Annotated in this window: 4 protein-coding genes and 7 pseudogenes; 2 read left to right on the top strand and 9 right to left on the bottom strand. The window is 36.5% G+C overall.

Annotation, left to right across the window (positions count from 1 at the left end):
• Positions 1-134: 134 nt before the first annotated feature.
• From HET73_RS09930 to rpsB, 8 genes and pseudogenes are all read right to left on the bottom strand, one after another.
• A complete protein-coding gene (locus HET73_RS09930) occupies positions 135-374 on the bottom strand; it encodes a hypothetical protein (protein ID WP_174134141.1) in 240 nt (79 codons plus the stop codon).
• Between the two features lie 86 nt (positions 375-460).
• A complete protein-coding gene (locus HET73_RS09925; protein WP_174134140.1) occupies positions 461-1,030 on the bottom strand; it encodes a hypothetical protein in 570 nt (189 codons plus the stop codon).
• Positions 1,031-1,089: 59 nt separating this feature from the next.
• Complete coding sequence (locus HET73_RS09920) at positions 1,090-1,236, bottom strand: hypothetical protein (protein ID WP_246210184.1); 147 nt, start codon at positions 1,234-1,236, stop codon at positions 1,090-1,092.
• Positions 1,237-1,573: 337 nt separating this feature from the next.
• Complete coding sequence (locus HET73_RS09915) at positions 1,574-1,792, bottom strand: hypothetical protein (protein WP_246210183.1); 219 nt, start codon at positions 1,790-1,792, stop codon at positions 1,574-1,576.
• A gap of 85 nt (positions 1,793-1,877) precedes the next feature.
• Positions 1,878-2,967 (bottom strand): annotated as a pseudogene (locus HET73_RS09910) (class I tRNA ligase family protein); the annotation flags it as partial.
• Positions 2,963-3,123: pseudogene (gene pyrH / locus HET73_RS05300) on the bottom strand (UMP kinase); the annotation flags it as partial. The pseudogenes HET73_RS09910 and pyrH, both read right to left, overlap by 5 nt.
• Positions 3,124-3,133: 10 nt before the next feature.
• Positions 3,134-3,984 (bottom strand): annotated as a pseudogene (gene tsf, locus HET73_RS05295) (translation elongation factor Ts).
• Positions 3,965-4,462: pseudogene (gene rpsB, locus HET73_RS05290) on the bottom strand (30S ribosomal protein S2); the annotation flags it as partial. The pseudogenes tsf and rpsB, both read right to left, overlap by 20 nt.
• Between rpsB and HET73_RS05285 the strand changes: the two are divergent.
• Positions 4,462-4,774 (top strand): annotated as a pseudogene (locus HET73_RS05285) (hypothetical protein); the annotation flags it as partial. The pseudogenes rpsB and HET73_RS05285 overlap by 1 nt on opposite strands.
• Positions 4,768-5,034: pseudogene (locus HET73_RS05280) on the top strand (amino acid kinase family protein); the annotation flags it as partial. The pseudogenes HET73_RS05285 and HET73_RS05280, both read left to right, overlap by 7 nt.
• Positions 5,035-5,245: 211 nt before the next feature.
• On the opposite strand, the pseudogene HET73_RS05275 reads toward HET73_RS05280, so the two are convergent.
• A pseudogene (locus tag HET73_RS05275) lies at positions 5,246-6,623 on the bottom strand (phage portal protein); the annotation flags it as partial.

The raw sequence follows: 6,623 nt of genomic DNA, 5'->3' as shown, positions 1-6,623 counted from the left end.
AGTGCAATAATTACTACCTATAATTAATAATTACTACCTACGTGTTTTAAACATTTTAAAGCGTTTTAAACGTAGCATTTTTAAACACCATTTTTTAGGTAAGTGAAAGTCCTGTGTCTTGCACACAGAGAAGATTATTTGTCTAGCTTCAACAGTTCTTCCATAGCTTCTGTGATTCCTTGAATCGAAGTTGCAAGCACACTTCCGATCTCATTACGCAACGGCGCAAGACCGTTTTTTAAGTGGACGTTAGTCGAGGATTTCAATATGGTGTTGTGTTCTAAGTCCCGTGTAACATCAACCCGCTTATTATTCTTGTATTTATATAAATCTCTAAGCAGCTGCTCAAATTGTGGCGGAAATTTAGTTCCCATATCTCACCTATTGTCTGACTTACCAGCATCCATTTCGCGAAACGACACCTCAATATTCTGGTGTTCATTCTTATACAACCCACTACCTATTTTAACAGTAGAATGAAAGAATGAGATAACTTCATATTCAAAAGATAAAAAGTAGCCAAAGCAAGCGTTGCAGGGATAATTAAGGCTACAAGCACAGCTATATTAACAATAATCACTATTGCAGCAAGAACACCGTATGCCAATCTTTTAGGTATGCTTTCACTTGTTTTTTTTTTTGTTTTATTCTCCTCCGAATCGATCTGTGTTTTACCATCTGCTTTAAGTCTGTTATATATGACAAACCCCAATGCAACAGAAGCAACATAAGGAAGCATCAAAACTGACAGGGCTAAATTCAACACCCGCTTCTCCAGACAAGCTCTGTCTATCTCTTTAAATATTTCGCTTGATGCATTATACCAGGAAGTAAAAAAGTCAGAGTTATAACCTTTATACTGAAATATACTTAGTGGAATATCAAAAAATTCTTCTTCCTCTTCTAAAGTAGCAATAGATTCCTGTTTTTCCAGCGCATCAAAGAATTCCTCTTTTTCACCTAAGCCATTGTTATTGAAATCAGCAACTTTTTTACAACCTGCAGCAGCATCATTCATATTATCCCCCATGTTATACCTCACTTTAAAGTATACATGAGTATTAAAAAAAATGCAATTTGATTAATAGCTTAATTTTTAATATTAATAATTAAATCTTGATATTCCTTGGAGTAGAAGTTGGTTCCAATTTCTATATTAATTTCTAAAGATAAGGAAAGTGTCTGCCCTTTTATGTTCTCACTCCACGTGTTCACCGCTTCCTTAATTTTTTTCATCTTCCGTTTTGATTATTCCTCTGATTCTATCGGATATATGAAAATCAGCTTGTTTCCTGAATGAGCTTCACAACATCTCTCGCAAGCCCTTTTAGAGTCAATTCATCGCTTAGTTCGGTGTATAGGATAGCAACCCCTTTGTTGTTATCAAACACAGAGAATTATTCACTGTCTGTTTTTAATAACAGCTCATACTGACCTTTGTCTATAATGTAGTTTTCTGAGTTATCCCCCAAGAATATTTGTTCATTTTCAATCTGTTTCCATATTCCTTCCTTAACATATTAAACTAGTTTCTTGATTTTGTCTGGAATCTTCTTTCTAAGCATAGGAAAATTTAATTTAGCTCTAGTGACGCAATACCTTCAAGTTTGTTTACCAGCTCTAGCTTTTTTACATTTACCTCATCATTTATCATCTCTTGATTTTCACCTTCAAGAAGACCACAGAAAGACTGATGATAAATGGTCATACTGCCCAGTGGCTGTCTGACACGTATGTTAAAAGTGTTTCTGACAGATAGTGTAGCATTGCATACCTTCCTGACCAAATCCATTTTGGCAATGAGTTCACTATTATACCCTCTAACTGTGGAAAATCAGCCAAATTAACAGATGTTTCTCTATACTCAAGCCCTTCTATATAGTCTCCGTTATAAGTGGTAACAAAGGAGCCACGGCTCTTAGTATGTAATAAAAAATCGTGTATAGAACATTTAAGCGTCGGTTTTATCTTGATCCAAATCACTTTTCCAAAAACGTTCACGATTGCGACTAATATACCAATTATTTAGCACTTAAAAAATCTATCTGAACTTTGCAAGCTTCTTGGAAATTATAGTTGTCCATAGAGGCTTGAATTCCTTCAATAGCTTCAAAACATTTGGCAATCATATAACGATCAATAGTGCTTTGATAATTCTTACAAACTTCAGCTTTAATCCCATCTGCATTTGCATACATAGTAAAAAGTGATAACTGTTCCAAATAGGTTTATTACGTTCCTTAGAACGTCTCGTATTGAGTTTCCTTCTTTATCAAGTAGCAAATTACCACCACAAACAATAGACCCAGACAGAATTAGAAAACGCAGCGCATCAGAACCATATTTATCAAACACCTCCATTGGATCCGCATAGCTATTCAAACGCTTGGATAAAATTTTTGTCCCTTTACATCCAAAACAACACCGTAGCATATGCAATTTTTAAATGGTTCACTGTCAAATCAAGCAGTGGACAATACAAAAAGCGTATAAAACCACCCCCTTGTTTGTGCTATATATTCAGTGATGAAATCCGCAGGGAATTTTTTTTCTCAAACCATTCTTTATTTTCAAACGGATAGTGGACTTTCGCAAACGGCATTGAACCAGATTCAAACCAGCAGTCAAATACATCAGGCACACAACGCATAACTGATTTTCCTATTGGGTCATCAGGATTTGGTCTTGTTAAAGAATCAATAAATAGCCTGTGCAAATCATCCCCCTTAACATTAAAATCTCGCTCTATCTCTGCTATCGAACCATACACATCTATTCTTGGATACCGAGCATCATCTGATTTCCACACAGAAATCGATGTACCCCAGAATTGATTGCGTGAAATTGACCAGCCGTGCGCTCCTTCAAGCCATTTTCCAAATTTCCCATCTCTTTTATGGTTTGGTATCCAATTAACTTTCTTATTAAACTCTACCATTCTGCTTAAAATTTTGTCACAGCAACATACATCAGCTATACCTTTGCACAATTGATCTATAATTTCCCCGTGTATGTGTGTGTGTCGTGACCACAAGGCCGTGATCCCATCAAGGCTTCACCAGAAATTTTAAATAATACTCTGGAGTATTTTACTTTACTTCCTTCATATGTTGTGGCAGTCATTTCTAACTACTTAATTTTTACTACCCAAAATAAGTAACTTATAATCAGACAATAGAAGAATTTACGCTTGACTCGCTTAATTTTATAAAATCAGAAACTTTCATTTTATCATCTTTTTTAAATTTCTGTTCTAATAAAACAACTTCTTCGTAATACTTCGCCATTCTGCCATCTACTATTTTCCTTGCTACTTCTTCAGGTTTATTTAAGCTTTGTACTTGCTCCTCAATTATAGAACCTTGTATGATCTAAATCATCTATAGAGAGAGCTTCAGGCTTCATAGCAACTACGTGCATTGGTATTTGCTTTCTAACCTCTTGCAACTTTGACTGATCACCTGACGACTACAGTGCTACTAAGCCCCCAGTTTTAACTAAGTTACGCACATCACCATGTATATAGCCAGCAATAACTCCGTACTTAGATTTTAGCTAGAAAAGTTTGCTCAGCTCTAACTTTTCACCAAGGACAGATGTACCATTCATAATGGCTTCCTTCACTGTACCAACGCCTTCATACTTGGCATTTTTAAACTCATCAGCACTAGTACAGAGTTCTTGATGAGCGATTGACGCTAAATTTGAGATTAATTCTATAAATTTCTCATTTTTTGCAACAAAATCAGTTTCACAATTGAGTTCAATTAATACACCACGATTTTCATTCAAATGCATAGAAACTAGCCTATCTGAAGTTACTCTATCACACTTTTTACCAGCTTTAGCAAGTCCTACTGCGCGTAACTTATCAATAGCTTTCTTGATATCGCCATTACACTCTTCTAACGCTTTCTTAAAATCACTTAAACCAAGCCCTGTTCTATCACGTAGTTCTTTTACACTATCTAGATTCATTTTCATTTGTTACTACCTCCTTTTCGTCTTCTTTATGAATCTTACTATGCCCCTTTTTGGTCTGCATAATGCCATCTCCTTTCTCTTGGATAAACTCGTCACCCTTTAAATCACCAACCTTGACTCCAGATCTTGCTATAAACTAGACTCCATTCCAACTAATATAAAGTCAGCAGCTAATTTACAGTAGAGCTCTATTGATTTTCTTGAGTCGTCATTTCCTGGTAATAGGATAAGTGATGTCATCCGGATCAGAGTTAGTATCAAGCACTGCAACTATTGGAATTCCCAATTTTTTAGCCTCTTTAACTGCAATGTGTTCTTTATTAGTATCAATGATGAATAAAATATCTAGAATTGCTCCCATTTCTCTAATGCCACCTAGTACCTTAGCAAGTTTTTGCCTCTTCTTCTCAATATTCCCCAACTCTTTCTTTGTTTAAATGCTATTTTCACTATTCAGCATTTTCTCATATTGAATTAGCAGATGATCTGGTTGGTCTTGCTTATAAAAACCACTGTTTGATTACTTTAAAGACACAAAAAAAATGCATTTCGTGTTTTCGTTGCCGATTACGTTATAGAAGAAGATGGTACTGATGTTGTACACACTGCTCCTGGATTTGGTGAAGATGATTTTTGCCTTTGCCAAAGCCATGATATTCCAGCCATTTGTCCAATTGACAACAGTGGAAAATTTATTGCTAAATTTTCGTATTTAGCTGGAATTCACGTTTTTGATGCCAACGATGCAGTAATAAGAAAGTTAAAAGAACAAGGAAATTGGTTGTTTACAAGCTAGGAGTTCAGGTATGTATCGTCGTTGGTGGTGGTGATATCTTTCGCGGCGCATCTGCATCTTTACGTGGTTGTGAAAGAGCAAGCAGCGATTACATTGGAATATTTGCAACTATAATCAATGCCTTAATTTTACAAAACTTTTTAGAGAAAAATTCGGTGAATTCCAGGGTGTTATCTGCAATACCTATGGCCACTGTATGTGAGCTTTATATAAGAAGGAAAGCTATTCGCCATTTAGAGAAAGGTAGAGTAGTATTTGCTCATATGTTGTCATTCCTAGAATATCATTAAAAGATCCCGGCTTCTTGGTCAAAATTCCATGTATCGGTATAACTTTTATTCCTTCTTCACTATCTTTTGTTACATGGTTGATGTTTTTGAAGATCGGCTGATTTTTTGGCCATAATGACAACACGTCAAAACTTCTAGCTTCTATAATAATTGGTTTATTATTAAGCAAAGTCATTTATAGTATTTCCAAATTAGAATGTTGTACATCAGAGTCAAAACTTAAACCCAACTCACTAGTTCGTCTTTAATCTGCAGCAATTTCTTGGTTAATTTCTTCTACATCATAACCCAGTTCTAATACCACTTCTGACCTGCTTTTAAACCCATTCCTTACCGCCATTTGCTGTGCTTGTTGGTCTTTTAGCTGATCTACAGAACATAACCCCGTAGTACCCATTTTACCTCTTTTGCCCCTTTTCTACCCAATCTCCACCCATATTTCTCCAGAGAGTATGGCTAATTCTAACCATCTACACCATACTGGCCGGCAAAGCTGAAATGCCAAAATATTATGCTGTAACATTCCGCACCTCCTACGAAATTCTATTATTCCCGCTCTTATCGATGAATAATGAAGCCTCTCAGATCCCCAGTTAGCTGCTCATATGTTATTCCCATGCCTATCGCTATTGCTCGAAGCTGCTGTCTCATGAATGCTTCATAACTTCCTCCAACATCTGATGGTTCTGAAAATTTGATGTCTTCTCCTGGGTCAAAAAGTTGCATAGTTCCTGGTTCTAAGCCAGAAATAGCTATACCTTGTTCATTACTTTCACTTTCTGCCATAATATTCGCCTCAGGATCAAGTCTGGTAATAAATCCCGCAAACATCGCTGCTGATTTCTTTCTTACTAATTCTGCATCATCGTATTGGTCAAGTTCATAGAGCTTTAAAAGTACTGTAGAAAGCCACGATATTCCTCGTATTTGTCCAGATCTTAGTGGTCTGTAGATGTGTAAAATATCGTTTGCTGGCACACGAACTGATTATTCAAAGTAACCTTCGCCAGGATGTTCTCGAAAGAGGTAATATGCTTCTCTTTTGCCGAGTCGGTTAAATTCTATGCCATTACGGATAACATTGCCATTGGCTAAGGTTTGATTACTTTTATTATCTAAATATTCAGACTCAAGTACTTGTAATTGCAGTGGTACACAAAGGCCATCTTCAGGTTTTCTCGTTCTCAGCTGTACAAAATATTCACCTCCCTCAATCATACTTCTGCATGCTAGGGCTTGTAATCCATAAAAAACATTTATTCCGCTACTGTCTGCTTCATAGGCCTATCTCAGCCATAATTCTTGGATTTTTTCCCGAAATTCTGGATCTTTAGCCTTTGACTGCGGTTTTATCCCTGTGCCAATGCAATTGCTAACTATCGCATCTACAATGTTTGCTACATACGGGTTTTTTCTCACCATATCACCTGAACGACTACGCAGATGTTCAAGGCTTTGTGACAGCAAATTGCTTATGCTTCCTGACTCTCCTTGCCAATACATCACTCTTCGGCCAGATCCTGCTGCATCCCACGTTGAGCTTTTTGGTCGTT

It is taken from the genome of Wolbachia endosymbiont of Atemnus politus (assembly GCF_013309895.1).
Note: the sequence above shows the minus strand (reverse complement) of the source record. Positions and strands in the feature narration are given on the sequence as shown.

Coding starts and splice junctions, on each gene's coding strand:
- HET73_RS09915 (WP_246210183.1), bottom strand. CDS start 1,792: ATGGATTTGGTCAGGAAGGTATGCAATGCTACACTATCTGTCAGAAAC.
- HET73_RS09925 (WP_174134140.1), bottom strand. CDS start 1,030: ATGGGGGATAATATGAATGATGCTGCTGCAGGTTGTAAAAAAGTTGCT.
- HET73_RS09920 (WP_246210184.1), bottom strand. CDS start 1,236: ATGAAAAAAATTAAGGAAGCGGTGAACACGTGGAGTGAGAACATAAAA.
- HET73_RS09930 (WP_174134141.1), bottom strand. CDS start 374: ATGGGAACTAAATTTCCGCCACAATTTGAGCAGCTGCTTAGAGATTTA.